Origin of the sequence: Mycobacterium celatum, assembly GCF_002101595.1 — a bacterium.
GTDB lineage: Bacteria > Actinomycetota > Actinomycetes > Mycobacteriales > Mycobacteriaceae > Mycobacterium > Mycobacterium celatum.
Map to the genome: position 1 here is coordinate 132,192 of NZ_LQOM01000022.1, position 25,492 is coordinate 157,683.

26 protein-coding genes are annotated in these 25,492 nt (G+C 68.0%); 8 read left to right on the plus strand and 18 right to left on the minus strand.

Features of this window, described 5'->3' with window-relative positions; genetic code table 11:
- The first annotated feature begins 55 nt into the window (after positions 1 to 55).
- Positions 56 to 3,502 carry a carboxylic acid reductase gene (car, locus tag AWB95_RS07625; protein ID WP_085167926.1) on the plus strand — a complete coding sequence of 1,149 codons (3,447 nt, stop codon included), beginning with the start codon at positions 56 to 58 and terminating at the stop codon, positions 3,500 to 3,502.
- A 60-nt stretch (positions 3,503 to 3,562) separates the two neighbouring features.
- On the opposite strand, the gene AWB95_RS07630 is transcribed toward car, so the two are convergent.
- The 4 genes from AWB95_RS07630 to ruvC form a co-directional block, all read right to left on the minus strand.
- Complete coding sequence (locus tag AWB95_RS07630; RefSeq protein WP_084707193.1) at positions 3,563 to 4,243, minus strand: hypothetical protein; 681 nt, start codon at positions 4,241 to 4,243, stop codon at positions 3,563 to 3,565.
- A gap of 89 nt (positions 4,244 to 4,332) precedes the next feature.
- Complete coding sequence (gene ruvB / locus AWB95_RS07635) at positions 4,333 to 5,379, minus strand: Holliday junction branch migration DNA helicase RuvB (protein WP_085167928.1); 1,047 nt, start codon at positions 5,377 to 5,379, stop codon at positions 4,333 to 4,335.
- Entirely contained in the window at positions 5,376 to 5,957 is a 582-nt protein-coding gene (ruvA, locus tag AWB95_RS07640) for a Holliday junction branch migration protein RuvA (RefSeq protein WP_062540434.1), read from the minus strand. Before ruvA ends, ruvB begins: the two co-directional genes overlap by 4 nt.
- Positions 5,954 to 6,508, minus strand: a complete 555-nt coding sequence (ruvC, locus tag AWB95_RS07645; RefSeq protein WP_062540433.1) for a crossover junction endodeoxyribonuclease RuvC — start codon at positions 6,506 to 6,508, stop codon at positions 5,954 to 5,956. Before ruvC ends, ruvA begins: the two co-directional genes overlap by 4 nt.
- 144 nt (positions 6,509 to 6,652) lie before the next feature.
- On the opposite strand from ruvC, the gene AWB95_RS07650 reads away from it, so the two are divergent.
- The 5 genes from AWB95_RS07650 to AWB95_RS07670 are packed head-to-tail and all read left to right on the plus strand — an operon-like array spanning position 6,653 to position 10,180.
- Positions 6,653 to 7,261, plus strand: a complete 609-nt coding sequence (locus tag AWB95_RS07650; RefSeq protein WP_062540432.1) for a DUF4178 domain-containing protein — start codon at positions 6,653 to 6,655, stop codon at positions 7,259 to 7,261.
- 10 nt (positions 7,262 to 7,271) lie between these two features.
- On the plus strand, positions 7,272 to 7,760 hold the full coding sequence (locus AWB95_RS07655) for a DUF2617 family protein (RefSeq protein WP_062540431.1): 489 nt from the start codon (positions 7,272 to 7,274) through the stop codon (positions 7,758 to 7,760).
- Positions 7,757 to 8,188 carry a DUF4247 domain-containing protein gene (locus AWB95_RS07660; protein WP_062540435.1) on the plus strand — a complete coding sequence of 144 codons (432 nt, stop codon included), beginning with the start codon at positions 7,757 to 7,759 and terminating at the stop codon, positions 8,186 to 8,188. The genes AWB95_RS07655 and AWB95_RS07660 overlap by 4 nt, the downstream gene beginning before the upstream one ends.
- A 22-nt stretch (positions 8,189 to 8,210) precedes the next feature.
- Entirely contained in the window at positions 8,211 to 8,666 is a 456-nt protein-coding gene (locus AWB95_RS07665) for a DUF350 domain-containing protein (protein ID WP_062540430.1), read from the plus strand.
- Positions 8,663 to 10,180: a polyamine aminopropyltransferase gene (locus AWB95_RS07670; RefSeq protein WP_062540429.1), complete on the plus strand. Its 1,518-nt coding sequence runs from the start codon at positions 8,663 to 8,665 to the stop codon at positions 10,178 to 10,180. Before AWB95_RS07665 ends, AWB95_RS07670 begins: the two co-directional genes overlap by 4 nt.
- Before the next feature lie 61 nt (positions 10,181 to 10,241).
- Here AWB95_RS07670 and AWB95_RS07675 read toward each other — a convergent pair whose 3' ends face one another.
- The 11 genes from AWB95_RS07675 to thrS all read right to left on the minus strand — a co-directional run bounded on the left by AWB95_RS07675 (position 10,242) and on the right by thrS (position 21,194).
- Complete coding sequence (locus tag AWB95_RS07675; protein WP_062540428.1) at positions 10,242 to 10,994, minus strand: YebC/PmpR family DNA-binding transcriptional regulator; 753 nt, start codon at positions 10,992 to 10,994, stop codon at positions 10,242 to 10,244.
- 45 nt (positions 10,995 to 11,039) lie between these two features.
- A complete protein-coding gene (locus tag AWB95_RS07680; protein ID WP_085167954.1) occupies positions 11,040 to 12,389 on the minus strand; it encodes an ABC1 kinase family protein in 1,350 nt (449 codons plus the stop codon).
- 37 nt (positions 12,390 to 12,426) lie between these two features.
- On the minus strand, positions 12,427 to 13,023 hold the full coding sequence (pdxT, locus tag AWB95_RS07685) for a pyridoxal 5'-phosphate synthase glutaminase subunit PdxT (RefSeq protein ID WP_062540733.1): 597 nt from the start codon (positions 13,021 to 13,023) through the stop codon (positions 12,427 to 12,429).
- Positions 13,020 to 13,859, minus strand: coding sequence for an acyl-CoA thioesterase II (tesB, locus tag AWB95_RS07690; RefSeq protein WP_062540734.1), 840 nt, complete (start codon positions 13,857 to 13,859; stop codon positions 13,020 to 13,022). The genes pdxT and tesB overlap by 4 nt, the downstream gene beginning before the upstream one ends.
- A 9-nt stretch (positions 13,860 to 13,868) precedes the next feature.
- On the minus strand, positions 13,869 to 14,765 hold the full coding sequence (gene pdxS, locus AWB95_RS07695; RefSeq protein WP_373280791.1) for a pyridoxal 5'-phosphate synthase lyase subunit PdxS: 897 nt from the start codon (positions 14,763 to 14,765) through the stop codon (positions 13,869 to 13,871).
- 123 nt (positions 14,766 to 14,888) lie between these two features.
- Positions 14,889 to 15,902: an NUDIX hydrolase gene (locus tag AWB95_RS07700; RefSeq protein WP_085167930.1), complete on the minus strand. Its 1,014-nt coding sequence runs from the start codon at positions 15,900 to 15,902 to the stop codon at positions 14,889 to 14,891.
- Positions 15,902 to 17,026, minus strand: coding sequence for a glycosyltransferase family 4 protein (locus AWB95_RS07705; RefSeq protein WP_085167932.1), 1,125 nt, complete (start codon positions 17,024 to 17,026; stop codon positions 15,902 to 15,904). Before AWB95_RS07705 ends, AWB95_RS07700 begins: the two co-directional genes overlap by 1 nt.
- Positions 17,026 to 17,913, minus strand: a complete 888-nt coding sequence (locus tag AWB95_RS07710) for a phosphatidylinositol mannoside acyltransferase (RefSeq protein ID WP_084706885.1) — start codon at positions 17,911 to 17,913, stop codon at positions 17,026 to 17,028. The genes AWB95_RS07705 and AWB95_RS07710 overlap by 1 nt, the downstream gene beginning before the upstream one ends.
- Before the next feature lie 59 nt (positions 17,914 to 17,972).
- Entirely contained in the window at positions 17,973 to 18,620 is a 648-nt protein-coding gene (gene pgsA, locus AWB95_RS07715; RefSeq protein WP_062538267.1) for a phosphatidylinositol phosphate synthase, read from the minus strand.
- On the minus strand, positions 18,617 to 19,168 hold the full coding sequence (locus tag AWB95_RS07720; RefSeq protein ID WP_062538262.1) for an ATP adenylyltransferase: 552 nt from the start codon (positions 19,166 to 19,168) through the stop codon (positions 18,617 to 18,619). The genes pgsA and AWB95_RS07720 overlap by 4 nt, the downstream gene beginning before the upstream one ends.
- Positions 19,161 to 21,194, minus strand: a complete 2,034-nt coding sequence (thrS, locus tag AWB95_RS07725; protein WP_062538261.1) for a threonine--tRNA ligase — start codon at positions 21,192 to 21,194, stop codon at positions 19,161 to 19,163. Before thrS ends, AWB95_RS07720 begins: the two co-directional genes overlap by 8 nt.
- Positions 21,195 to 21,298: 104 nt before the next feature.
- Here thrS and AWB95_RS07730 point away from each other — a divergent pair, with 104 nt between their 5' ends.
- Positions 21,299 to 22,942 carry a Na+/H+ antiporter gene (locus AWB95_RS07730; RefSeq protein ID WP_232315445.1) on the plus strand — a complete coding sequence of 548 codons (1,644 nt, stop codon included), beginning with the start codon at positions 21,299 to 21,301 and terminating at the stop codon, positions 22,940 to 22,942.
- A 5-nt stretch (positions 22,943 to 22,947) separates the two neighbouring features.
- On the opposite strand, the gene AWB95_RS07735 is transcribed toward AWB95_RS07730, so the two are convergent.
- Positions 22,948 to 23,571 carry a PaaI family thioesterase gene (locus AWB95_RS07735; RefSeq protein WP_099539706.1) on the minus strand — a complete coding sequence of 208 codons (624 nt, stop codon included), beginning with the start codon at positions 23,569 to 23,571 and terminating at the stop codon, positions 22,948 to 22,950.
- Positions 23,572 to 23,590: 19 nt separating this feature from the next.
- Positions 23,591 to 24,493, minus strand: coding sequence for an aldo/keto reductase (locus tag AWB95_RS07740; RefSeq protein ID WP_062538259.1), 903 nt, complete (start codon positions 24,491 to 24,493; stop codon positions 23,591 to 23,593).
- Between the two features lie 31 nt (positions 24,494 to 24,524).
- On the opposite strand from AWB95_RS07740, the gene AWB95_RS07745 reads away from it, so the two are divergent.
- Positions 24,525 to 25,022 carry a DUF1990 domain-containing protein gene (locus AWB95_RS07745; RefSeq protein WP_062538258.1) on the plus strand — a complete coding sequence of 166 codons (498 nt, stop codon included), beginning with the start codon at positions 24,525 to 24,527 and terminating at the stop codon, positions 25,020 to 25,022.
- Here AWB95_RS07745 and AWB95_RS07750 read toward each other — a convergent pair.
- Positions 25,004 to 25,441: a DoxX family membrane protein gene (locus tag AWB95_RS07750; protein ID WP_062538257.1), complete on the minus strand. Its 438-nt coding sequence runs from the start codon at positions 25,439 to 25,441 to the stop codon at positions 25,004 to 25,006. The two genes, AWB95_RS07745 and AWB95_RS07750, sit on opposite strands and share 19 nt — an antisense overlap.
- Positions 25,442 to 25,492 lie beyond the last annotated feature (51 nt).

Here is a 25,492-nt window from a genome sequence, read left to right on the forward strand (position 1 = left end):
GGTGCAGCGTCGCACCGGTCAAACTTTTTCCAAGTGATTGTTCAGGGGTTGCGTTATGTCGACTGAAATCCGCGACGAGCAGCTGGAACGCCGCATCGCCGAATTGTCCGCCATCGACCCGCAGTTCGCTGCCGCCCGGCCGAGCCAGGCCGTCGCCGCCGCGGTAGAACAGCCCGAGCTCACGCTGCCGCAGGTCATCCAGACCGTCATCGACGGCTATGCCGATCGGCCCGCGTTGGCTCAGCGCGCCGTCGACTTCGTCAAAGACCCGACCAGCGGCCGCACGTCGGCGCAACTGCTGCCGAAGTTCGACACCCTCACCTACCGCGAGCTCGGCGAGCGCGTCGACGCGCTCGCCAGCGCCTGGGCCCACGGCGTCGTCTCCCCCGGCGACCGCGTCGCCGTGCTGGGCTTCACCAGCGTCGACTACACGACAATCGACGTGGCACTGACCCAGCTGGGCGCGGTGTCTGTCCCATTGCAGACCAGCGCGGCGATCACCCAACTGCAGCCGATCGTCGCCGAGACGGAGCCGACCGTGCTCGCGGCGAGCGTCGACTATCTGTCCGACGCCGTCGACCTGATCGAGTCCGGCCACCAACCGGCCCGGCTGGTGGTGTTCGACTACCACCCCGAGGTCGACGACCACCGTGAGGCGCTCGAAGCCGCCCGCGCCCGGTTGGACATCCTGGTGGAAACGCTGGCCGACGTGCTGGACCGTGGAACGTCGCTGCCGCCCGCGCCGGCGGTGCACGCCGGAGATGACGCGCTGGCGCTGCTGATCTACACCTCCGGCAGCACCGGCGCACCCAAGGGCGCGATGTATCCGCAGCGCAACGTCGCCAAGATGTGGCGGCGGTCGGCCCGCAACTGGTTCGGGCCCAGCGCCGCATCGATCACGCTGAACTTCATGCCGATGAGCCACGTCATGGGCCGCGGCATCCTCTACGGCACGCTCGGCAACGGCGGCACTGCCTATTTCGGCGCCAAGAGTGACCTGTCCACCCTGCTGGAGGACCTCGCGCTGGTGCGGCCCACCGAGCTGAACTTCGTGCCCCGGATCTGGGAGACCCTGTTCGCTGAGTTCCAGCGCGAACTCGACCGCGGCCGCGGCGAAGCCGAGGTGATGGCCGACATGCGGCAGAACCTGCTCGGCGGCCGGTTCATCTTCGCGATGACGGGCTCGGCGCCCATCTCCCCCGAGCTGAGGTCCTGGGTCGAGGCCCTGCTCGAAATGCACCTGTTGGACGGCTACGGCTCCACCGAGGCCGGCATGGTCTTGTTCGACGGCGAGGTGCAGCGTCCGCCGGTGATCGACTACAAGCTGGCCGATGTTCCGGACCTGGGCTACTTCGCCACCGACAAGCCTTATCCCCGAGGCGAATTGCTGCTCAAGACCGAGAACATGTTCCCCGGCTACTACAAGCGCCCGGAGATCACCGCCGAGGTGCTGGACGCCGACGGCTACTACCACACCGGCGACGTGGTGGCCGAGGTCGCGCCGGACCGGCTGGTGTACGTCGACCGGCGCAACAACGTCCTGAAGCTGGCGCAGGGCGAGTTCGTCACGCTCGCCAAGCTGGAGGCGGTCTTCGGCACCAGCCCGCTGGTGCGGCAGATCTACCTGTACGGCAACAGCGCACACCCCTACCTGTTGGCGGTCGTGGTGCCGACGGACCCGAACGCGTCGAAGTCGGCGATCGCCGAGTCGCTGCAGGCCGTCGCCAAGGAAGCCGGACTGCAGTCCTACGAGGTGCCGCGCGACTTCCTCATCGAGACAACGCCTTTCACGTTGGAGAACGGTCTGTTGACCGGCATCCGCAAGCTGGCGTGGCCAAAGCTGAAGCAGCACTACGGCGAGCGGCTCGAACAGCTTTACGCCGAGTTGGAAGAAAGCCAGGCCAACGAGCTTCGGACCTTGCGCCAGAGCGGTGCCGACAAGCCGGTGCTCGAGACGGTGAGCCGGGCGGCGGCCGCATTGCTGGGCGCATCGACCAGCGACATCTCGCCCGACGCGCATTTCACCGAACTGGGTGGAGACTCGTTGTCGGCGTTGACTTTCGGCAACCTGCTGCGCGAGATCTTCGACGTCGACGTCCCGGTGGGCGTGATCGTCAGCCCGGCCTCCGACCTGCAGTCCATCGCCGGCTACATCGAGGCCGAACGAAAGGGTTCGAAGCGACCGACCTTCGCTTCAGTGCATGGGCGCGACGCCGTGGAGGTGCACGCGAAGGACCTGACGCTGGACAAGTTCCTCGACGCCGACACCCTGGCCGCCGCGCCGAACCTGCCGCACGCCAACCGAGAAGTGCGCACGGTATTGCTCACGGGCGCAACCGGATTCCTGGGCCGCTACCTGGCACTGGAATGGCTGGAGCGGATGGACCTGGTCGACGGCAAGGTGATCGCCCTGGTGCGCGCGAAGGACAACGCGGCTGCGCGGGAGCGTCTGGACAAGACCTTCGACAGCGGCGACCCGAAACTCCTTGCGCACTACCAAGAGCTGGCCGCCGACCACCTGGAGGTCATCGCCGGCGACAAGGGTGAGGCCAACCTCGGCCTCGACCAGCAGACCTGGCAGCGGCTGGCCGACACCGTCGATTTGATCGTCGACCCGGCCGCGTTGGTCAACCACGTGCTGCCCTACAGCGAGCTGTTCGGCCCCAACGCGCTGGGCACCGCCGAGCTGATCCGAATCGCGCTGACCACCAAGATCAAGCCGTACACCTACGTGTCGACGATCGGCGTGGGCGACCAGATCGAGCCCGGCAAGTTCACCGAGGACGCCGACGTCCGGGTGATGAGCCCGACCCGCAAGATCAACGACGGCTACGCCAACGGCTACGGCAACAGCAAGTGGGCCGGCGAGGTGCTGCTGCGTGAGGCCAACGACCTGGCAGGCCTGCCGGTCGCGGTGTTCCGCTGCGACATGATCCTGGCCGACACCACCTATGCCGGGCAGCTCAACCTGCCGGACATGTTCACCCGGATGATGCTGAGCCTGGTGGCCACCGGTATCGCGCCTCGCTCGTTCTACGAGCTGGACGCCGACGGCAACCGGCAGCGCGCCCACTACGACGGTCTGCCGGTCGAGTTCATCGCCGAGGCGATCTCGACCCTGGGGGCTCAGAACGTCGACGGCTTCGCGACTTATCACGTGATGAACCCGTACGACGACGGCATCGGGATGGACGAGTACGTCGACTGGCTCATCGAGGCCGGTTATCCGATCCAGCGCATCGACGACTACCGCGAGTGGGTGCAACGGTTCGAGACCAGCCTGCGGGCTCTGCCGGAGAAGCAGCGCCAGGCATCACTGTTGCCGCTGCTGCACAACTACCAGAAGCCGGAGCAGCCGATCCGCGGGTCGATCGCGCCGACCGATCGGTTCCGCGCCGCGGTGCAGGAGGCGAAAATCGGTCCGGACAAAGACATTCCACATGTCACGGCGCCGGTCATCGTCAAGTACATCACCGACCTGCAGCTGCTCGGCCTACTCTGACGAGCAGACGCAGAATCGCACCCGGGCAATGCCCGCGGTGCGATTCTGCGTCTCTTCGCGCTAGCGGTCCGCGCCGGCGTGGCGACGACGGCGGAAGAAGCTGCCCTTGCTGTGCCGACCCTCCGGCTCGGCGGCGGGGAACTGCTCGCCGCGGACCTGGGTGACCGCGTCCGGCGACACGTCCGGCGCTGGGGTGTACTCCGGCGTGGGCGGCACGTCGGCGGTCGACACATCGGGCGCGGCAGCGACGGCCGCCGCCGCTTCCACGTCACGCACCGTCCGGACCGCCAGGCGCGCCAAAACTGCACCGGCCAGGAACACGATCAGCGCGCCCAGCCCGGAGAAATAGCTGATTTCGAGCAGGGCACGTTTGGTGTCCGTGGCCGCCACCGGCTGACCCACGTCGCCGAGCCGCAGCGGCGATGCGAACGGGCGGCCGACCACGAACCAGGCGCCGGCGAACGCCGCCAGCCAGCCGCCGAACATCGCGGTGGCCCGGTTGCCCGAACCCACCAGCAGCAGGCCGCCCACTACGGCCGCGACCCCCGGGAACACCTCCAGCCAACCCCTGGCCGCCGTCCAGGTCCATTCCTTGTCCGGGGTGTATGCCCAGTGAAAATACGGTCCGATAAACGGAATCAACGCGCCCCACGCGCCGAGAATGATCAGGAGCAATCCGCTGACCGCGCCGCGGCTGCGTGGCATATGCAGGGTGCCGCGACCTATTCGCGAGTCGTTCATTTCAGAATCTCCTCACACGCACCGACACCGGCGGTGTCGAGTCCGTGATGAGTACCCAGCCGGCTCGCGGCGCTAAACCGGCGCTCCGATCACCGCAGCTCGTCGAAAAGCCCAGGTTGGCCCATTACCCCGACCGGCGGCACCATGCCCAGATGCGTCCAGGCCTGCGCGGTGGCCACCCGGCCGCGCGGCGTGCGCGCAATCATGCCGGCGCGCACCAGAAACGGCTCGCACACCTCCTCCACGGTGGCGGCCTCCTCCCCGACCGCCACCGCCAGCGTCGACACCCCCACCGGGCCGCCGCCGAAGCTGCGGGTCAGCGCCGAGAGCACCGCGCGGTCAAGCCGGTCCAGGCCGAGCTCGTCGACGTCGTAGACCGCCAACGCGGACTTGGCGACGTCGCGGGTGATCACGCCGTCGGCGCGGACCTCGGCGAAGTCGCGCACCCGGCGCAGCAGCCGGTTGGCGATCCGCGGCGTGCCCCGCGAGCGGCGCGCGATCTCCGCGGCCGCCTCCCCGCCCAGCTCGATACCCAAGATTCCGGCCGAGCGCGCCAGCACCCGCTCCAGCTCGGCCGGCTCGTAGAAGTCCATGTGCGCGGTGAAGCCGAACCGGTCGCGCAGCGGGCCGGTCAGCGCACCGGACCGAGTGGTCGCGCCCACCAGTGTGAACGGCGCCACCTCCAGCGGAATGGACGTCGCCCCAGGGCCTTTCCCGACGACCACGTCGACACGGAAGTCCTCCATCGCCAGATACAGCATCTCCTCGGCGGGCCGGGCGATGCGGTGGATCTCGTCGATGAACAGCACGTCGTGTTCGACAAGGTTGGACAGCATCGCGGCCAAGTCGCCGGCGCGTTCCAGCGCCGGCCCGGACGTCACCCGCAGCGACGACCCCAGCTCGGCGGCGATGATCATCGCCAGCGACGTCTTGCCCAGCCCCGGCGGGCCCGACAACAGGATGTGATCCGGTGTGCCGCCGCGGTTTTTGGCCCCCTCGATCACCAGTTGCAGCTGCTCGCGCACCCGCGGCTGGCCGATGAATTCGCGCAGCGAACGCGGCCGCAGGCTGGCGTCGACGTCGCCCTCGCCGACGGTCAGCGCCGGTGTCACCTCACGGTCGTCGGGCTCGCTCATGTCGTCTTCCCCAGCAGCGACAGGGCCGCCCTCAGCGCGCCCGCAGTGGTGGCGCCGTCATCACGGGCCAGCACCTTGTCGGTGGCCTCCTCGGCCTGCTTGACCGCAAAGCCAAGTCCCACAAGGGCTTCCACCACCGGACTGCGAACCGAATGACCGTTGACCGTTGCGGTCGGTATTGCACCCATCTTGTCGCGCAGCTCGAGCACCATCCGCTCGGCGCCGCGCTTGCCGATACCGGGCACCCGGGTCAGCGCGGTGACGTCGCCGTCGGCGAGAACCTGCCGCAGCGCCGGTGCGTCATATACCGCAAGGGTGGCCAGCGCGATCTTGGGCCCCACGCCGGAGACTCCCAGCAACGTCAGGAACAGGTCGCGGGTGTCGGCGTCGGGAAAGCCGTAGAGCGTCATCGAGTCTTCGCGCACGATCATCGCGGTGATCAGCCGGGCGTCGCTGCCGCGGCGCAACGTCGCCAGCGTGGACGGGGTGGCCATCAGCTTGTAGCCGACGCCGGCGGCCTCGATGACGACGTGGTCCAGCGCCACGTCGAGCACCTCGCCGCGCACCGAGGCGATCATGTGGCGGCCCTGACTTTCGCCTTGAATTTCTTGCGCTGCTCCACCGCCTTGGCCTCGGCGGCGGCCATCCGGGCGATCATCGGCGCGCGCCAGCAATGACAGATGGCCAGCGCCAGCGCGTCGGCGGCATCGGCCGGGGTCGGTTTGGCTTGCAGCCCAAGGATTCTGGTGACCATCGCGGTGACTTGCGCCTTGTCCGCGCCGCCGTTGCCGGTCACCGCGGCCTTGACCTCTGACGGGGTGTGGAAGTGCACGTCGATGCCGCGCTTGGCGGCAGCCAGCGCGATCACGCCGCCGGCCTGTGCGGTGCCCATCACCGTCGACACGTTCTGTTGGGAGAACACCCGCTCGACCGCGATCACGTCGGGATGATGGGTGTCCAGCCAGTGCTCGACGTGCTCGCTGATCGTCAGCAGCCGTTGCGGCAGCGGCTGGTCTGCCGGGGTGCGCACGACGTCGACGTCCAGGGCGATGATCTGCCTGCCCCGGCCGCTTTCGATCACGGACAGCCCGCAGCGGGTCAGTCCCGGGTCGACGCCCATCACGCGCACGCCAAGCTCCCTCGATGCCGAACGGTTGTTCGATACCTTAGCGGGCGGGCCCGACAGCGGCCGGTAGGACACGCGGGCGGCCAATAGCTGTTACGTTGAACCGCACCATTGATCCGCACGGTCGGGGCTACTGAAAGGTGCGCGGTGGGAATAGTGCTGCTGGTGCTCGCCTGTCTGCTGTTCATCGCGGCAATCGTCGTCTTCATCGTCGCGCTGCGGCGTCCCAAAGAGCCGGAACGACGGGGCGCGCGCCAGGATCCGCTCAAGTTCGGTGACACCCAGGAATTCGGGCCTCGACAACTCGGCCCCGGCGCGATCGTCAGCTACGGCGGCGTCGACTACGTAGTCCGCGGATCGGTCACCTACCGCGAAGGTCCATTCGTGTGGTGGGAGCACCTGCTGGAAGGCGGCGAAAAGCCGCTGTGGTTCAGCGTCGAGGAAGACGACGGGCGGCTCGAGTTGGCAATGTGGGTGAGCCGCAAGGATCTTGCGCTGCAGCCCGGCGGCGAGCACGTGGTCGACGGCGTGACGTACCGCGAAAAAGAGCGCGGTCACGCGGGATACACCACCGAGGGCACGACGGGTTTGCCCGCGGGCGGCGACATGGACTTCGTCGACTACGCCAACGCCGACGAATCCGCGCTGCTGTCCTTCGAGCGCTGGGCGGCGGACATGCCGTGGGAGGTGTCGACCGGCAAGCCCGTCCTGCCCGGCGAGCTGACCATTTATCCCGCGCCGCCTGCCGGCGCGTAGGACTACGCCAGTGCCGCTTCATCAGCTGGCCGTCGCACCGGCCGACGTAAGCGGGGCCGGGCTGGGCCTGGCGCTCAGCGCGCCGTCGCCGCTCCCCCTCGCCACCTATCGGCTGTTGCACCCCGGCGGCGGCGCGCTGGTGCTCGGCGTGCTGGGCGCGTCGCACGTCATCACCGTCGAAAACGCCGGGTTCTCCGAACAGGTCTCCTGCGCCGCGCCAGATCCGCTTCCAGAACGCACCGAAGCGCCCGGCTACCGTCTCGAATCCCGCACCGCCACATATGACGAAGGGACTTTCCGCCGGCTCGCGCACCGATTGCGGGAACGGTGTGAACGTGAAACCGGTTGGCTCGGCGGGACTTTCCCCGGCGACGACGCCGCGCTCACCGCGCTGACCGGTGAGCCCGACGGCCCCGGCTGGCGTTGGCAGACATGGCACCTGTATCCCGCCGCCCCCGGCGGCACCGTCGTCTCCACGGCGAGCCAATGGCGACCATGAGCCGCAACCGCCTGTTCGTGATGGCCCTCGCCTTGGCCGTCACCTCTGTGATCAGTCTGATCTTCGGAATAACCTTGCTGCACAAGGATATTCGCACGTATATCGCTGGTCACTATCACGAATACTCCCGCGATGCGAACGGCACCCGCTACCTCTGCGAAGGATCGCCCGCCCGGGTCGCCAACACGCTTGGCGAATACCAACATCCGGCAGCGCAGGCCGCCAACGCCGGCACGCAATACCTGCGCTACGACAACGAGATCGTGACCGTCGGCCCGGATAGCGGGCACCCGTGCAGCATCCGGGTCGAAGACTTGGCCGCCGGATACAACCACGGCGCGTTCATCTTCCTCGGTCCAGGCTTTTATCCGGGCGCGCCACGAAGCGGCTCGGGCGGGAGCTCCGGCGGGCCGGGCGGAACCAAATGATCCATTCACAAAGGGGATAGCCGTGTACCTGGCAATCGATTTCGGAACTATCAACGTCGATCCATTGGCTCGGGGCGTGGTCGCCACAATCCTGTATTTCCTGGTCGGCATGGCCGTCCTGGTCGTCGGCTTTGTGATGGTCGACGTGCTGACCCCGGGGAAGCTGCGGCAACTGGTGTTCGTCGATCGCCGCCCCAACGCCGTCATTTTGGCCTGCGCCTTGTACATCGCGCTGGCCACCGTGATCATCAGCGCGATAGCCAACAGCTACAGCCAACTGGGCCAGGGCCTGGTCGGTGTCGCGGTGTACGGGCTGCTGGGCGTCGCGCTGCAAGGAATAGCGCTACTGACGCTGCATTTCGTGGTGCCCGGTAAGTTCCACGAGCACGTCGAAGAAGCGCAGCTGCATCCGGCAGCGTTCGCGACGGCGGTAATGATGTTGGCGGTGGGAGGAGTGACCGCCGCCGCACTGTCATGACTTGCTGGCGTGCTCTGCTGCTAGCCGCCGTCGCGGCATGCGCAGCCTGCGGCATCATCTATGAGCTTGCGCTGCTTACTCTTTCGGCAAGTCTGGACGGCGGCGGAATCATCGCCACGTCGCTGATAGTCGCGGGCTACATCGCTGCGCTGGGCGCGGGCGCTCTGCTGGTCAAGCCGCTGCTGGAGCGGGCCGAGATCACGTTCATCGCCGTCGAGGCGCTGCTGGGCATCGTCGGCGGCTTGTCGGCGACGGCGTTGTACGTCGCGTTCTCGTTCATCGGCGGATCGTTGTGGGTGCTGGCGTTGGGCACCGCGCTGATCGGTGCACTGGTGGGCGCCGAGGTCCCGCTGCTGATGACGCTGCTTCAGCGGGGCCGCACCACAGGTGCGACCGACGCCGGACGCGTGCTGGCCAACCTGACCGCCGCCGACTACCTCGGTGCGTTGATCGGTGGGCTGGTGTGGCCGTTCATCCTGCTGCCGCACCTGGGCATGATCCGCGGCGCGGCGGCCACCGGCATCATCAACCTGGCAGCCGCGGCCGTCGTCGCGGTTTTCCTTTTGCGCCAAGTGGTTTCCGTGCGCCAACTGGGGACGGCGCTGTGCGCGCTGGCCGCGGCACTGGTCCTGCTGGCCACACTGCTGGCGCGTGCTGCCGACATCGAGACGACCAGCCGCCAGCGGCTCTACGCCGACCCGATCATCGCCTACCGGCATTCGGCCTACCAGGAGATCGTGATCACCCGGCGCGGCAAGGACATGCGGCTCTACCTCGACGGCGGCCTGCAGTTCTGCACCCTCGACGAGTACCGCTACACGGAAAGCCTGGTCTACCCCGCGCTGGGCCAGGGCGCGCGTTCGGTGCTGGTGCTCGGTGGCGGCGACGGCCTGGCCGCCCGGGAACTGCTGCGGCAGCCTCGCGTCGACAAGATCGTGCAAGTCGAGCTGGATCCGGCCGTCGTCGAATTAGCCCGCACCACAATGCGTTCCGCCAATGGCGGTTCACTGGACAATCCCCGCGTCGAGATCGTCACCGGCGACGCGATGACCTGGCTGCGCGGCCCCAACCTCGGGAAGTTCGACGCCGTCATCGTCGACCTGCCCGATCCCGATACGCCGGTGCTGGGCCGGCTGTATTCGACCGAGTTCTATACGCTTGCCGCCCGCGCGCTCGCTCCCGGCGGGCTGATGGTTGTACAGGCGGGCAGCCCGTACTCGACGCCAAAGGCGTTCTGGCGCACGGTCTCGACGATCCAGGCCGCCGGCTATGCGGTGACGCCCTACCACGTGCATGTGCCCACGTTCGGTGATTGGGGGTTCGCGTTGGCAACGCGCGGTGACACAGCGCCGCGGCCCTCCGTGCCACGTGAGGCGCCGCCGCTGCGCTTCCTCAACCAGTCGGTGCTCGACGCCGCGACGGTGTTTTCCGACGACATTCGTCCGCTCGAGCTCGATCCGTCGACGCTGGAGCATCCGCGCGTCGTCGAGGACATGCGCCACGGCTACGACTAGGTCCTACGGTGTCGACCCGCTGCGCCCGGCGCCTGCGCCGCGCTTGCGCTCGACACGAGAGTCACTCCTCGATCTGGGCCAGGATTTCGTCGGGGATGTCGGCGTTGGTGTACACGTCCTGCACGTCGTCGCTCTCTTCGAGCGCGTCGACCAGCTTCATGACCTTGCGCGCGCCCTCGGCGTCGAGCGGAACGGTGACCGACGGCTGGAATCCCGCCTCGGCGGAGTCGTAGTCGATGCCGGCGTCCTGCAATGCGGTGCGCACCGCCACCAGATCGCCCGGCTCTGTGATGATCTCGAAGCTGTCGCCCAAGTCGTTGACGTCCTCGGCGCCGGCGTCGAGCACCGCCGCCAGCACGTCGTCCTCGGTCAGCCCGTCCTTGTCCAGCGTCACCACGCCCTTGCGGGTGAACAGGTACGACACCGAGCCCGGGTCGGCCATGTTGCCACCGTTGCGGGTCATCGCGACCCGCACCTCGCTGGCGGCCCGGTTGCGGTTGTCGGTCAGGCATTCGATCAGCACCGCCACCCCGTTGGGCCCGTAGCCCTCGTAGGTGATGGTTTGCCAGTCGGCGCCGCCGGCCTCCTCGCCGGCGCCGCGCTTGCGGGCCCGCTCGATGTTCTCGTTGGGCACCGAACTCTTCTTGGCCTTTTGGATGGCGTCGTAGAGCGTCGGGTTGCCTGCCGGGTCACCGCCACCGACACGGGCCGCGACCTCGATGTTCTTGATCAGCCGGGCGAACATCTTGCCGCGGCGCGCGTCGATGACGGCCTTCTTGTGCTTGGTGGTGGCCCATTTGGAGTGGCCGCTCATCGATTACTACCTCTTGTCGTCGCTGGGCAAAGTCGCCAGACGAGTCTACGTGGGGCGCTCACCGGGCTCGAAGAATCCCGGTAGCCATCGCTCGGCCAGCGTGGCGTAGGCCACGTGTGCGTCGAGCTGCACGGCGACCCCCAGCAAGCCGCCGAGCGTGCGCAGCAACATGATCCATCCGGGTGGGATGGTCAACTGGCGGGCCAACTTGAACCGGTCGGCGAACCCCTCCCGCATGGGGTCGGTCGTCACCAATGCGGTCTTTTGGAACCATTGGCGGGTGAAATGGAACTCACCGGCCCGCAGCGGGTCGATGTAGGCCCAGAGCGGATCGATGTAGGCCACCACTTGCTCGGCGGTCAGGTCGTACTCGGCGGGCATGAACCCGAGCTTCTTGAGCAGCCGGATCACTTCATCCCACTGTTCGTCGCGCGCCCAGCACAGCAGCTCACCGAATTCGGCGGGCAGGCCGCCGGGATGCTCGGCGACGGCGCCGAAATCGATGACCCCGAGCCGGCCGTCCGCCAGCACCATGAAATTGCCGGGATGCGGGTCGGCATGCACCAGCTCGACACGTGCGGGTGAGCTCAGGATGAATTCGAAAAGCAAGGCGCACACGGCGTCTCGGTCATCCCGGGTGCCCTCGGCGATGATCGCGGAAAGGCGCCGGCCCTCCATCCACTCCGAGATGATGACCTTCGGCGCGCTGGCGACCACTGGCGGCACAAAGAACTTCTCGTCGCCCGCAAAGGCTTTCGCGAAGGCACGCTGATAGTTGGCTTCCAGCCGGTAATCCAGCTCCGCTTCGATGCGCTCGCTGACCTCTGCGACGATGCGGTCCACGTCCGCCCGCGGCGCGATCTGCTTGACCACCCAGGAGAACCGTTTTATCAGCTTGAGGTCCGCGCGCAGCGCCTCGTCGGCGCCGGGGTATTGGACCTTGACGGCCACCTCGCGACCGTCTTTCCAGACGCCCTTGTGGACCTGCCCGATGCTCGCCGAGGCGACCGGGGTGTCGTCGAAGGACTCGAAGCGGTCGCGCCATTTGGTGCCGAGCTGGGCGTCGAGCACCCGGTGCACCTTGGCCGCCGGCAACGGCGGGGCCTCGCTTTGCAGCTTGACCAGGGCCTCGCGAAACGGGTCGGCGAATTGCGGAGGTATCGCGGCCTCCATCACCGACAGCGCCTGACCGACCTTCATCGCGCCGCCCTTGAGCTCGCCCAGGACACAGAACAGCTCGTCGGCGGCTTTCTCCAGGAGTTCGGCGTTGACCTCGTCCTTCGACTTGCCGGTCATCCGCTTGCCGACGCCCAGTGCAGCGCGCCCGGCCGCGCCTGCCGGAAGGCTCGCCAGCTTTGCGACGCGCCCGAATCGGCCCCGCACGATGTCGGCCATGACCACATCATGCCTTGGCGGGCCCTGCGACGTGGGACTACGCCGCGCCGATGACGATGTCGACGAACAGCCGGTGGATGCGGCGATCGCCGGTCATCTCCGGGTGAAACGCCGTTGCGAGCACCGGACCCTGGCGCACCGCGACCACGTGGCCAGCGGCGCGGGCCAGCACCTGCACATCCGGCCCACACCGCTCCACCCAGGGCGCCCGGATGAACACCGCGTGCACCGGGTCGTCCAGGCCGAAGAACTCCAGATCGCCTTCGAACGAGTCGACTTGCCGCCCAAAAGCGTTGCGCCGCACCGTCATATCGATGCCACCCAAGGGCAGCGCCTCCCGGCCCGCAGACCCGGCGTCGAGGATTTCGCTGGCCAGCAGGATCATCCCGGCACACGCCCCGTAGGCCGGAAGCCCGTCGGCCAGCCGCTTGCGAAGCGGCTCGAGCAGGTCGAGGTCGCGCAGCAGGTGGCTCATCGTGGTGGACTCCCCGCCCGGGATCACCAGCGCGTCGACGGCGTCGAGCTCGTCGCGGCGGCGCACCGGCACCGCAGAAGCCCCGGCCTCGTGCAGCGCCGCAATGTGTTCGCGAGTGTCGCCCTGCAGCGCCAAGACGCCGACGCGGGGAGCGCTCACGTCGGCCTGAAGTCGCGCTTGTAGCGGGTCAGACCCTCCTGCATCACCGCCGCGACCATCTCGCCGTACTGGTTGAAGATCTTGCCCTGGGTCAGCGACCGCCCGCCGCACGCCGACGGCGACGACTGGTCGTAGAGCAGCCACTCGTCGGCCCGGAATGGCCGCATGAACCACATCGCGTGGTCCAGCGAAGCAACCTGCAGGTGTTGCCGCTCCTCGAGGTGGATCACCTGCGCCGAGCCGAGCAGGGTCAGGTCGCTCATGTAGGCCAGCGCGCAGATGTGCAGCACATGGTCGTCGGGCAGCGGGTCGCGATGCCGGAACCACACCTGCTGCTGCGACGCCAGCCCGGGCAGGAGGACCAACTTCTCCCGCGGCACGATCCGCACGTCCCACTCTTCGAATTGGCGGAATCCCGCGTCGTCGAACACCTTCATCGACTGCAGCCCCGGCAGGTCGTCCGGCGGCGGCGCCGACGGCATCGCGTCCTGGTGCTCGATGCCGCTCTGGTCGGTCTGAAACGACGCCGACATGGCGAAAATGGTCTCGCCGTGCTGGATCGCGTTGACCCGCCTGGTGCAGAACGAGCCGCCGTCGCGGATGCGTTCGACGATGAAGATGGTGGGCGCCTTGGCATCGCCGGGCCGCAGGAAGTAGCCGTGCAACGAGTGCACCAGAAACCGCGGATCGACCGTGCGCACCGCCGACACCAGGGTCTGGCCGGCGACGTGGCCGCCGAAGGTGCGCTGCCAGTTGCCCGATTCGGGGCTGAACACGCTGCCCCGGTAGATGTTGACCTCGAGCTGCTCGAGGTCGAGGATCTGCTCGATCGCCACGGATCGTTCTTACCAGCCGCGTTCGGCCAGCCGGTGCGGCGCGGCAATCTCCTCGACGTTGATGCCGACCATCGGCTCGCCGAGCCCGCGCGACACCCGGGCCAGCACGTCGGGGTCGTCGTAGAAGGTGGTGGCCTTGACGATCGCGGCGGCCCGCTGCGCCGGGTCGCCGGACTTGAAGATGCCCGAGCCGACGAAGACGCCCTCGGCGCCGAGCTGCATCATCATCGCGGCGTCGGCGGGCGTCGCGATCCCGCCGGCGGTGAACAGCGTGACCGGCAGCTTGCCGGCCCGGGCCACCTCGACCACGAGCTCGTAGGGGGCCTGCAATTCCTTTGCCGCAACGTACAATTCGTCGTCGGACAGCGAGGTCAGCCGGCGAATCTCAGCGGTGATCGCCCGCATGTGGGTGGTGGCGTTGGAGACGTCGCCGGTGCCCGCCTCGCCCTTGGAGCGGATCATCGCCGCGCCCTCGCCGATGCGCCGCAGCGCCTCGCCCAGGTTGGTGGCGCCGCAGACGAACGGCACGGTGAACTTCCACTTGTCGATGTGATGGGTGTAGTCGGCCGGGGTCAGCACCTCGGACTCGTCGACGTAGTCCACGCCCAGGGCCTGCAGGATCTGCGCCTCGACGAAGTGCCCGATGCGCGCCTTGGCCATCACAGGGATGGTGACCGCGGAGATGATGCTCTCGATGATGTCCGGGTCGCTCATCCGGGACACCCCGCCCTGGGCCCGGATGTCGGCGGGCACCCGTTCCAGGGCCATCACCGCGACGGCGCCGGCGCCCTCGGCGATGCGGGCCTGCTCGGGGGTGACCACGTCCATGACGACGCCGCCCTTGAGCATCTCGGCCATGCCGCGCTTGACCCGCGCGGTTCCGGTTTGCCCGCGGCCGTTCGACAAAGCGGCGCTATCCACTGTTGATCTCCTTCACCTGGTACTACGCCAGTTTAAAGCCGCGGCGAGCAGACGCAGAATCGCACAATCCGGCGCCCGAGCGTGCGATTCTGCGTCTGCTCGCCACACCTAGCGGATGGACTGCAGCTGCCGCGGCGCGCGGGTCGTTGCCAGCGCATTCGCGTCGGCCAGCAGTTCGGAGAGCTGCAGCGGGTATACGGTCTCGCCGGCGGCCACCAACTCGGCGATGTCGGCGGCGTCACACCAGCGGTGGCAGTGGATGTAGCGACGTTCCAGCTCGGTCCGCCCGGCGATGGATGGCTCGAACCTGCTGGTGCGGTAGACGAAGAAGAACTCCTCGCTGTCGAGCACCGAGCCGTTGAAGTCGAACACCGCATCACGCCGCCAGATCGGCCCGATCATGTCGCCGGGGTCGACCCGCAGACCGGTCTCCTCGGCCAGCTCGCGCGCGGCCGTTGCGGCCAGGTCCTCGCCGTCGCGGGTCTGGCCGCCGACGGTGAACCACCAGCGCGGCGCGGCACCCGGCGGCAGCGCCGGGTCGGACCCGCACAACAGCAGCACCGCGCCGTCCTCGTCGAGCAGGACCACCCGCGCCGACGTCCGCTTGTTCGAGACATGCCCGACCGCCTGCGAGCGCTCGGCGATCTCGAAATAGCTTGGCAGCGAAGCGGTTCCGCCCAGCCGCAGCAGACGTACCAGCGGCCGCTCGCGCAGCGCCAGCGTGTCGCGGACCGCGTCGTTGTGGAAGCGACGGGCCAGCAGCACCCGGGCTTCGGCATCGGCCAACTCGGCGACCAGCGCCGACGGCAGCGACGCCGGGTCGACCATCGCCAGCGCCGCGGACAACTCGTTCTCACACGCCTCACGGGTGTGCCGCGGCGCGCGCTCGGCCGCATCGGCCAGCGCCGCCAGCCGCTTGCCCTCCGACGCACCGTGGAAGGCGTCCACCGCCACCGCGCGGGCCACCACGGCGCGACGGGCCAGCGCCCCGTCCAGCGCCTGCCAGGACAGGTCGTAGCGCACGTGCAGCCGGTCCAGCCGGTTGGCGGTGTGATACACCCAGCTGCCGAACATCACCAGCAGCACGACCAGCACCGCGATCGCCACCACCGGCCAGATCATCAGCTGGCCACCTGCACCTTGGTGCCGGAGCCGGCGACCGTCTCGTAGACCCGCATGATCTGGTTGGCCACCACCGACCAGTCATAGCGGCGCACCGCCTCGGCGCCGGCCGCCACATACCGTTCCCGCAGCACATCGCTCTCCAGCACCGCGACCAGCGCCGCACCCAGGGCGGCGCCGTCCCCGACCGGCACCAGGCGCCCCGCCTGGCCGTCGCGCAGCACCCGCCGGAATGCGTGCAGATCGCTGGCCACCACCGCTGTGCCGGCGGCCATCGCCTCCACCAGCACGATGCCGAAGCTCTCACCGCCGATGTTGGGCGCGCAGTAGGCGTCGGCGCTGCGCAGCGCCGACGCCTTGCCGGCGTCGTCCACTTGGCCCAGAAAACGCAGATGCTCCGCCAAACGGCCTGCGCTGCTTCGTAATTCGTCGTCATCGCCACGGCCGACAACCAGCAGCTGCACATCGGGAAAACGCTGCACCACGTGCGGCAGCGCGTCCATCAACACCGCCATGCCCTTGCGCGGCTCGTCGTAGCGGCCCAAGAACAAGACCGTCTTGCCCGGTCGCGGATATCCGTCCAGCAGCGGCGCCGAAGCGAACGACGCCACGTCGACACCGTTGGGGATCTCGACCGCGTCGGAGCCCAGCGCCTCCATCTGCCAGCGCCGGGCCAGGTCGGACACCGCGATGCGGCCGACGATCTTCTCGTGCCAGGGCCGCAACACGCCCTGGAACACCGAGAGCGTCAGCGATTTGGTGGTCGAGGTGTGAAAGGTCGCCACGATGGGCCCCTCGGCCACCCGCAGCGCCCACATCGACAGGCTGGGCGCGTTGGGTTCGTGCAGGTGCAACACGTCGAAATCACCCTCGGCCAGCCAGCGCCGCACCCGGCCGTGCACTGCCGGGGCGAACTGCAGCCGGGCCACCGAGCCGTTGTACGGGATCGGCACGGCCTTGCCGGCGGAGACGACGTAGTCGGGCAGCTTCACGTGCGGTGACGAGGGTGCCAGCACGCTGACGCAGTGCCCGCGGGAACGCATCACCTCAGCGAGCTGCAGTACGTGTGACTGCACCCCGCCGGGCACGTCGAACGAGTACGGGCACACCATGCCGATGCGCATCAACCGTCCCCCAATTTGGCCCGTCGCTCGGTGGACAGATCCGCCAGCCATTGCGGCTGCAGCATATGCCAGTCGGCGGGGTGCGCGGCGATGTTGACGGCGAACTTCTTGGCCAGTGCCTGGGTGATGGCGACGACGTCGCCGCTGGTGCAGTCCAGCGGGGGATAAATGTGGGCGGGCCAGCCGTCGTCGCTGTACCAGCAATGCGTCGGCAACAGTGCCGCCCCGGTTTCGATTGCCAGCTTGGCCGGTCCGGCCGGCAGCCGGGTGGGTTCGCCGAAGAAGTCGACCTGCACGCCGGTGCGGGTGAGGTCGCGCTCGGCCATCAGGCACACGATCTTGTTGTCACGCAGCCGTTCGCAGAGCACTTCGAATGGCGGCCGTTCGCCGCCGGACAGCGGAAGCACCTCGAAGCCCAGGCTTTCGCGGTAGTTGATGAACCGCTTGTACAGCGACTCGGGTTTGAGCCGCTCGGCGACGGTGGTGAACGCGCCGTGGGTCTGCGCCAGCCACACGCCGGCCATGTCCCAGTTGCCGCTGTGCGGCAACGCCACGACCGCACCGCGGCCGGCAGCAAGCGCCGCGTTCAGATTTTCTTGGCCCAGAATCGATTCGTGCAACTGCTGGGCCAGTTCGGCGTGGTTCATCGTCGGCAGCCTGAACGCTTCGCGCCAGTAGCGCGCGTAGGAGGCCAGCGAGGCCCGCATCAACGAGTCGGGAACCTCGGCGGGCGCCACGCCGATGACGCGGGCCAGGTTCTTGCGCAGCTGGACCGGCCCGCCGCCCAGCGCCGCATACCCCGCGCCGGCGTCGAACATGTTGCGCGCGGCGAATTCCGGCAAGGCCCGCACCATCATCCAGCCGGCTGCATATCCCCAGTCGCTCATCCGACCACCCAGCGAGAAGCGACTGACCCCAGGCACTTTGCGACCCGCCGGGACGGAGATCACGGCTCGCTCTTCCCCGGCCCGTGCAACGGCTCCGCCGCCCCGGGCGAGTGCCGCACGGTGTGCAACCGCTGTGCACAGGTGATCATGCTGGCCACCGCCAGCACCCACATCGCCACGTGCAGCGCCCAGGGCAGCGGAAACACCGGCAGGTCCGACAGTCCGGCGCCCACCAGCACGATGATCAAGCGCTCCGGGCGTTCGATGAATCCGCCGTCGCCGCGCAGCCCGCTGGCCTCGGCGCGGGCCTTGATGTAGGAGATCACCTGCGAAGTGACCAGACAGATCAACGTCGCCACCACCAGCGACGGGCTGCGCAGGCCGAACGCCGCCCACCACAGCAACCCGCAGAACACCGCGCCGTCGCTGATCCGGTCGCAGGTGGCGTCGAGCACGGCGCCGAACCGGCTGCCGCCGCCGCTCTCGCGGGCCATCGCCCCGTCGACCATGTCGAACATCACGAAGAACCAGATCACCAACGCAGCGGCGAACAGCTGACCGATCGGAAACAGCGTCAGCGAGGCCAGCACCGACGCCGCGGTGGCGATGATCGTGACGGCATCCGCGGTCAGACCGAGCCGCAGCAAGGCCCTCGCCACCGGTGTGGTGACTCGTGCCACCCCTTCCCGGGACAACAGTTTGCTCACGGCTGTTTCGCCCACTCGGTGGCCAGCAGTTGCCGGGTGTCGCGCAGCAACTGCGGGATGACCTTGGAGTCGCCGATGATCGTGATGAAGTTGGCGTCGCCGCCCCACCGAGGCACCACGTGCACGTGCAGGTGTTCGGCCAGCGAGCCGCCGGCCGACGTGCCCAGGTTCAGGCCGACGTTGAAACCGTGCGGGCGTGACACGGCCTTGATGACGCGGATCGCCTTCTGGGTGAACGCCATCAGCTCCGCACTTTCCTTGTCGGTGAGATCCTCCAGTTCGGATACCCGCCGATAGGGCACCACCATCAGGTGGCCGGGGTTGTACGGGTAGAGGTTGAGCACGGCGTACACCAGTTCGCCGCGGGCGACCACCAGACCTTCCTCGTCGGACAGTTGCGGGATGTCGGTGAACGGCTGCGCGGCGTCGCTGTTGTCCCGCTTGAGTGGACCCTCGGCCAGGTAACTCATCCGGTACGGCGTCCACAACCGCTGCAGATGGTCGGCCTCACCCACGCCGCGGTCGACGATTGCGTCTTCGTCAGCCACGACCGCTCACTTTCACCAGTTCGGCAGTGGGCGCGGCGTTTTCGCGGTCGGCGAGCCATTGCACAATGGCGGCGACGGCGTCGTCGCGCGGCACGCCGTTGATCTGGGTGCGGTCAGCAAACCGAAAGCTCACCGCGCCGGCGGCGACGTCGCGGTCGCCGGCCAGCAGCATGAAGGGCACCTTGTGGTTGGTGTGGTTGACGATCTTTTTGGCCATCCGGTCGTCGCTGGCGTCCACCTCGACCCGCACACCATGTGAGCGCAGTTGCGCTGCAACATCTTCCAGGTAAGGCACGTGGTCGTCGGCGACGGGGATGCCGACCGCCTGCACCGGCGCCAGCCACGCGGGGAACGCGCCGGCGTAGTGCTCGGTGAGGATGCCGAAGAACCGCTCGATCGACCCGAACAACGCCCGGTGGATCATCACCGGCCGCCGCCGAATGCCGTCGGCGGCGGTGTACTCCAACTCGAAACGTTCCGGGAAGTTGAAGTCCACCTGGATGGTCGACATCTGCCAGCTGCGGCCCAGCGCGTCGCGGGCCTGCACGGAGATTTTCGGCCCGTAGAACGCCGCACCGCCCGGATCGGGCACCAGTTCCAGGCCGGAGTCCGCCGCCACCTCGGCCAGGACGTTGGTGGCTTCCTCCCAGAGCTCGTCGGAGCCGACGAACTTCTCCGGGTCCTTGGTGGACAGCTCCAGATAGAAGTCCTCCAGCCCGTAGTCGCCCAGCAGGTCGAGCACGAACCGCAGCAGCGACGCCAGCTCCGCGCGCAGCTGGTCACGGGTGCAGAAGATGTGCGCGTCGTCCATCGTGAAGCCGCGCGCCCGGGTCAGGCCGTGCACCACACCCGACTTCTCGTAGCGGTAGACGGTGCCGAACTCGAAGAGCCGCAACGGAAGTTCGCGATACGACCGGCCCCGGGACCGGAAGATCAGCGTGTGCATCGGGCAGTTCATCGGCTTGAGGTAGTAGTCCTGGCCCGGCTTGCGCATGGTGCCGTCGTCGTCGTATTCGGCGTCGAGGTGCATCGGCGGGTACATCCCGTCGGCGTACCAGTCCAAGTGCCCGGAGGTGTGGAACAAGTCGGCCTTGGTGATGTGCGGGGTGTTGACGAACTCGTAGCCGGCCTCGATGTGCTTGCGCCGCGAATACTCCTCCAGCTCGCGGCGCACAATGCCGCCCTTCGGGTGGAAAACCGCCAGGCCCGAACCGATTTCGTCGGGGAAGCTGAAGAGGTCCAGCTCGGTACCGAGCTTGCGGTGGTCGCGACGCGCCGCCTCCTCGAGCATCGTCAGGTGATGCTCAAGGGCCTCCTGCGACTCCCAGGCCGTGCCGTAGATGCGTTGCAGGCTGGCGTTGTTCTGGTCGCCGCGCCAGTACGCCGCCGAGCTTCGGGTCAGCTTGAACGCCGGGATGTGGCGGGTGGTGGGAATGTGCGGGCCGCGGCACAGGTCGTACCAAACACGCTCTCGGGTACGGGGATTGAGGTTGTCGTAGGCGGTCAGCTCGTCGCCGCCGACCTCCATCACCGCAGGGTCGCCGGACTTGTCGTCGACCAGTTCCAGCTTGTACGGCTCGTCGGCCAGCTCCTCGCGGGCCTGCTCCTTGGATTCGTAGACCCGCCGGGAGAACAGCTGGCCCTCCTTGACGATCTGGCGCATCCGCTTTTCCAGCGCCTCCAGATCCTCTGGCGTGAACGGCGCCGGCACGTCGAAGTCGTAGTAGAAGCCGTCGGTGATCGGCGGGCCGATGCCGAGCTTGGCGTCCGGGAACAATTCCTGCACGGCCTGGGCCAGGACGTGGGCGCACGAATGCCGGATCACGCTGCGACCGTCTTCGGTGTTGGCCGCCACCGGGACAACCTCGGCGTCGGCCTCCGGTACCCAGCTCAAGTCGCGCAGTTTGCCTTCAGCGTCGCGCACCACCACAACCGCGTCGGGCGCGCCGCGGCCCGGCAGCCCCGCCTCGCGTACCGCCGCAGCAGCGCTCGTTCCGGCTGGTACCCGGATCAGGGCTGCGGTCATTGCGGCGGTCTCCAAAGGTTCGGTGGGTCGACGACCATGCTATCGGGGCGTCCCGCGGCCGAGCAGCGCCGCCGACGGGTCACCCGAAACGGCAGAATGAGGCCGTGTTGGTGCAGACGGGTTTGGGACTGCTGCTCGTCGCCGTCGCCGTCATCGTGGTGGTGAACTGGGTCAGCGAGCGCACCGACCTGCCCAGCGCGGCGCTTCTCACCCTCGCCGGGATCGGCTACGCGCTGCTGCCCGGTCCGAACATCGGCCTTGACCCCGACGTCGTGATGACCGGCATCTTGCCGCCATTGCTGTACCACGCGGCGCTGGAGTCGTCGCTCGTCGGGATACGCCGCAACCTGCGCACGATCATCAGCCTGTCGGTGGTTCTGGTTCTACTGACCGCGGCGTCGGTCGGTGTCGCATTCAGCCTGGTGGTCGCTGGCGCCACACTCGCGGCGGGGATGGCGCTGGGCGCAGCGGTGGCGCCGACAGATCCGGTCGCCGCGCTCGCCGTCGCGCGCAAGGTCGGTCTGCCGCTGGGCGTCGTCACCCTGATCGAGGGCGAAGGGCTGCTCAACGACGCGACCGCGCTCACCACGTTTTCGGTGGCCATTTCGGTGGCCAGCGGCGCCGGGTTCTCGCTGTCGTCCGCAGTCGGGCGGTTCGTCCTCGCCGCAGCGGGCGGTCTGCTGGTGGGCCTGGCGATGGCCTACTGCCGGCGGGGGCTCCGAGCATGGACCCACGACGTGCTGACCGCCAACGCGATTTCGCTCGTCACCCCGTTTGTGACCTATCTGGCCGCCGAGAAGGTCCACGCTTCCGGTGTGCTGGCCGTCGTGGTGTGCGGGCTGATCGTCGGACACGACTCGCCCCGATCCGAAACGGGCGCAACCCGGTTGCAGACTCGAGCCGTCTGGCGATTGGTCAACTTTCTGCTCGAAGGTCTCGTCTTCTTGCTGATCGGTCAGCAGTTGCCGACCATTCTCGACGGCCTGCGCGGCTACTCGACCTCAACGATCATCGTGTCGGTCAGTGTGACCGTCGCGGTGGTGCTGTTGATGCGGCCGCTGTGGTTGGTGCTCACCCAGACGCTTCCGCGCCCGCTGCACACCCGGCTGGGAAACGCCGACTCCAGGGCCGAAAAGCTGACTGGCCGTGAGATTTTCGTGCTGAGCTGGGCCGGCACCCGCGGTGTGGTGAGCCTCGCCGCAATTTTCGCGGTGCCATTCATGACGCATAGCGGTGCCGCGTTTCCCGACCGAAACCTGTTGCTGTTCTGCACGTTTGTCGTGGTGCTCGTGACGCTGATCGGCCAGGGCAGCACATTCGGTCGGGTGGTGCGGGCGTTGGGGCTGCAGCCCGACGCCGTCGACGAGCTGCGGCTGCGCCATCGAGCGCGCACCGCAGCCATCCAGGCTGCCCTCGACCGGCTCGACGAACTGGACCAACAAGATGACGATCTCGATGCCCGGGCACTCGTCAGTGTGCGCGAGCAGCTGTCCGCCCGGCTGGAGCGGTATCAGCGTCAACTCGATCTGCTGGAGTCGTCGGATCTGGGCGAGGTGCCGCTCACCGGTTATGAGGCCGCCGCGGCGATACGCCGGGCGGCCATCGACGCCGAACGCGACGAGCTGGTGCGCTGGCGTGACGCCGGCATGCTGCCCGACAAGAGTCTTCGCGTGCTCCAACGCGAACTCGACCACGAGGAGGGCATGCTGCCGATCGGCACGCCCCGGTCGCGCGGACGGAACCGCTGAACCAGCTACGGCTGGCCCGGCTTGAGCATCACGAACAGCGCTTCGCCTTCGGTCAGCAGGGTGTCGCCGTCGCTGAGACGGCCGGACACGAAGATCTTGCGGCCCTCGACCCGGCTGATTCCAGCCTCTATCTGTAGCTCTTTCTCGATCGGCACGATGTGCCGGTAGTCCAGATGCAGGTAGGCGGTGCGCTGGTACGGGCCGCCGGTGAGCACCGCCGACGTCAGCCCCAGCACCGAATCGAAGAGCTGGGCCACCATGCCGCCGTGGACGGCGCTGTTGCGTCCCAGATGGAACCGGCGGAAACGGGCCCAGCCGCGGATCCTGCCGTCGTCGGTCTTGGTCATCTTCATCGGTATCGACGAGATGTTGCCGCGCATCGGCAGATCCATCCGGCGGCCCGACGGGGAGCGCCATTCGTCGGTGTCGAACGGCGCCAACAGGTCGGATACCTTTCCGAGCAGATCGGCCGCCTCGCTGATCACCTCGTCGGGCGCGTCGACGGCGCGGGCGTGGTCCTGCAGCACCCGCACCGCCTCGATGAACCTGCCGTAGTCGGGACCGCCCTTGGTGGTCGGCTCGGGCGGGTTGAATCCGCCGCCGGGGTGTCGCGTGTTTTCGGGTGCCACCAGGACACCGTATTGGGTACTACGAGGCGTTCTGTTCGCCGATGGCGCCCAGCAGCTCGAATTCGTCGTCGGACAGCGTGATCTCGGCGGCGGCGACGTTCTCTTCCAGGTGCGCCACGTTGGAGGTCCCCGGGATCGGCAACATCACCGGCGAGCGTTTGAGCAGCCAGGCCAGCGCCATTTGGGAGGGCGTGGCATCGTGCTCGCCCGCCATCCGCTGCAGCGGGCCGTCGGGGGCGGCCAGCGGTCCGGCGGCCAGCGGGAACCACGGGATGAACCCGATGTCCTGCTTGGCGCACGCGTCCACTAGCGGCTCGGCGGCGCGCGCGGTCAGGTTGTACATGTTCTGCACCGACACGATCGGCGTGATCTGCTGGGCCTCCGTCAATTGGTCGACGCCGACCTCGGACAGGCCGATGTGGCGGATCTTGCCCTCATCCCTCAGCTTGACGAGCTCGCCGACCTGGTCGGCCAGGCTGAAGTTGCGGTCGACGCGGTGCAGTTGGAACAGGTCGATTGTGTCGACTCGGAGCCGGCGCAGACTCATCTCGCATTCCTGGCGCAGATAGCTCGGGTTTCCCAACGGGATCCACACGTCCGGGCCGGTGCGCAGCAGGCCAGCCTTGGTCGCGATCACCAGGCCGTCGTAGGGATGCAGCGCCTCGCGGATGATTTCTTCGGAGACGTAGGGGCCGTACGAGTCGGCGGTGTCGATGAAGTTGACGCCGAGCTCGACCGCCCTACGCAGCACCCGCACGGCTTCGGCGCGGTCGGCGGGCGGGCCCCACACGCCCTTGCCGGTCAGACGCATGGCGCCGAAACCCAACCGGTTGACGGTCAAGTCGCCGAGAGTGAACGTGCCGGATGCTTGAGCTTTTGCGGTTTGTGCTGTCACCTTTTCGACCGTACGCCGCGCCTGCATCGGGGCCGCCGCGCGTGGCAAGCTGAACCGCGTGGACTTGCACACACTGAGCGATCTGCCGCTGACCTATCCAGAAGTGGGCGCCACCGCCGGTCCGCCGCCACCGGGTTATCACCACCTCGGGTTTGCCACCCAAATCGGCGCTGGCCAAAAGCGTTTCGAGGAGGCCGCCGACGCGGTCATGCACTGGGGCATGCAGCGCGGCGCGGGTTTGCGGGTGAAGGCCAGCAGCGATGTGGTGACGGTCGGCGCGGTGGTGATGGTCGGTCTCGGCTTCCTCTGGGCGCCGTGCCGGGTCGTCTATGTGGTCGACGAGCCGGAGGTCCGTGGCTTCGCCTACGGCACGCTGCCCGGCCACCCCGAGTCCGGCGAGGAGCGGTTCGTGGTCCGCCACGACCCGGTGACCGCCGCGGTATTCGCCGAAGTGTCGTCGTTCTCCCGGCCGGTGGCGTGGTGGGCCAAGGCCAGCGGCCCGTTCACCAAGCTGGGCCAGCGGGTCATCGCCAAGCGCTACGTGCGCGCGGTGTGAGCACGCTTGCGATCGCCGCTGGCGGCCAGCAGGCCCAGCGCGATGGCGCCGACCAGCAGACCGAAGTCGCGCAGCGCGATGTCGCAGTAGCCGGACAAGGTCAGCAGGTCGACGATGATGCCGGCCAACCAGGCCGCAACCACCCACGCGCCGATGCGCGGCGCGACCGCGACCAGCACACCGGCGATGATCTCGATCACGCCGACCACGTACATGCACTGATCGGCACTGCCGGGAACGATGTCGTCGATCCAGGGGGCCAGATACATGCTCCAGTGATGCGGGTGCGTGAGCAGATTGAAGAACTTGTCCAGCCCGAACACGATCGGCGCGACGGTGAACACGACGCGCAGCAGCAGATACGCGGAGTGCGCCGGATCCTTCAGCGTGCGAGTCGGGTTGGCTTGGTCGGTGGCCATGGCTGCCTCCAGAACACTAACGGATAATAATCTGAACGTTAGAACTTGTAG

Bases quoted from the DNA above. Each gene is read 5' to 3' on its own strand.
- car (WP_085167926.1), top strand. From the start codon at position 56: ATGTCGACTGAAATCCGCGACGAGCAGCTGGAACGCCGCATCGCCGAA.
- AWB95_RS07630 (WP_084707193.1), bottom strand. From the start codon at position 4,243: ATGAACGACTCGCGAATAGGTCGCGGCACCCTGCATATGCCACGCAGC.
- ruvB (WP_085167928.1), bottom strand. From the start codon at position 5,379: ATGAGCGAGCCCGACGACCGTGAGGTGACACCGGCGCTGACCGTCGGC.
- ruvA (WP_062540434.1), bottom strand. From the start codon at position 5,957: ATGATCGCCTCGGTGCGCGGCGAGGTGCTCGACGTGGCGCTGGACCAC.
- AWB95_RS07660 (WP_062540435.1), top strand. From the start codon at position 7,757: ATGAGCCGCAACCGCCTGTTCGTGATGGCCCTCGCCTTGGCCGTCACC.
- AWB95_RS07670 (WP_062540429.1), top strand. From the start codon at position 8,663: ATGACTTGCTGGCGTGCTCTGCTGCTAGCCGCCGTCGCGGCATGCGCA.
- AWB95_RS07675 (WP_062540428.1), bottom strand. From the start codon at position 10,994: ATGAGCGGCCACTCCAAATGGGCCACCACCAAGCACAAGAAGGCCGTC.
- AWB95_RS07680 (WP_085167954.1), bottom strand. From the start codon at position 12,389: ATGGCCGACATCGTGCGGGGCCGATTCGGGCGCGTCGCAAAGCTGGCG.
- AWB95_RS07700 (WP_085167930.1), bottom strand. From the start codon at position 15,902: ATGATCTGGCCGGTGGTGGCGATCGCGGTGCTGGTCGTGCTGCTGGTG.
- AWB95_RS07705 (WP_085167932.1), bottom strand. From the start codon at position 17,026: ATGCGCATCGGCATGGTGTGCCCGTACTCGTTCGACGTGCCCGGCGGG.
- AWB95_RS07710 (WP_084706885.1), bottom strand. From the start codon at position 17,913: ATGAGCGACTGGGGATATGCAGCCGGCTGGATGATGGTGCGGGCCTTG.
- thrS (WP_062538261.1), bottom strand. From the start codon at position 21,194: ATGACCGCAGCCCTGATCCGGGTACCAGCCGGAACGAGCGCTGCTGCG.
- AWB95_RS07740 (WP_062538259.1), bottom strand. From the start codon at position 24,493: ATGCAGGCGCGGCGTACGGTCGAAAAGGTGACAGCACAAACCGCAAAA.
- AWB95_RS07750 (WP_062538257.1), bottom strand. From the start codon at position 25,441: ATGGCCACCGACCAAGCCAACCCGACTCGCACGCTGAAGGATCCGGCG.